Below are 1,361 nucleotides of genomic sequence, written 5' to 3' on the forward strand. Positions count from 1 at the left end.
CCACCTCCGCCTCCCGACTTTTAGAAGAATGGCGCACACCCCATCCTAAGATAATGGACGCCATTGAAAACACTGGGGACAACCTGGGACAGGAAGTGCGTAAGATTTTAGAGGACGCAGGCGACCCGGGGGAGGCAGTGCAGCAGGTCAGGAAACTACAGCAGAAATATGCAGAGAAGATTGCAGAAGCTGCCCGGGAAGTGCCTAACGTGGGCCCTGTGGAGGGCACACTGAGCGGTGAGGCAGCGCGTCAGATGCTTATGTCTGAAGAGATCAGCATCGAAACTGTGCGCGACCTGGCTACATATCTGTCTGTTGTGGAGACCGAACTTAAACGCTCTCGTGGGTTGGCTTATGCTGCCGCGCTGGACTCCGTCCGACCGGGAGAGTGGGCCAATCTACTTAACGACGTGGAGATGGACTACAACGCTGCCCTTAATGCTCTAAGGCGCAGACAGATCAAAGGATACGGGATGCTCGTATCCGGACAGATCACCGAAAAGCAGTACGTTGACACTGTGCGTAACGCTTATAACGCCGCACGTAATACACTCGACAAACGATATGGTCAGGTAATTAATGAGGCCGGGCTCGGGGCTGAGCGTATGCTTGACGTGGCTAATAAGGCCGAGGAATTACCTAGAATTTTAAGACAACAGTTGGTACGTGAGGCATATGAGGGTGGCATAGAAAGTGCAGTTGATAAGACGGATGACATACAAGACGTGGCGGATCAGTGGTACTCCTACTGGCGTAGCCCGTCTAGGTCCTCTATACCAGCCAAGCACTTTCAGAACATTGTTAACCAGGCCGTAGGCCGCAAAGTAAAGAACATCACTGAACTTAACCAGGATGAGTTGGTAGTCGCTATCAACCGCTTCCTGGAACGCCGTGGTAGAAACCCGATCACCGCAGACCAGATCTGGGAAGACGCCCTGGCACGCTCCAAGCCCAGCTACCTTGGACAACTCAGTCCTAACGAGTTGCCCTTTGAGGCTGTGCCTATGGAGCTATCGCAGATCAACAAGCTGGCTGCTGAAGAAGTCGCCAAACGTGCCAAGTGGGGGCAGGGTGGCGAAGAGTTCTCTTACATCTATGACGAGATGGGTCGCCCGGTGTATACCGGGTTGAAGAGTGAGAATGTTCAGAGTAAAGCAGCCTATCTGAAACAACTGAAGAAAGATGTAGAAGACCTGTTAAAGACCGGCAACGAAGATGCAATGCAGGCAGCCGCTGCAATGTACCGGATCGCTACAGACAGCGCACCTGTGCTGTCCCGGGGCGCGGACATAGCGGATGCAGCGTTCTATGGTGGGCAGGCTGGCATTAAGGCCCTTGATGACCTTGCCCAGGTTATCGCA

The 1,361-nt window shown here is 53.5% G+C and carries 1 protein-coding gene; it reads left to right on the forward strand.

Translation table 11 applies throughout. The annotated features are described in order from the left end of the window. Nucleotides 1-53: 53 nt before the first annotated feature. On the forward strand, nucleotides 54-1,361 hold a 1,308-nt coding region (locus tag V6D20_19640), incomplete at its 3' end, for a hypothetical protein (GenBank protein ID HEY9817997.1).

It is taken from the genome of Candidatus Obscuribacterales bacterium, assembly GCA_036703605.1.
In the GTDB taxonomy this organism is placed as follows: domain Bacteria; phylum Cyanobacteriota; class Cyanobacteriia; order RECH01; family RECH01; genus RECH01.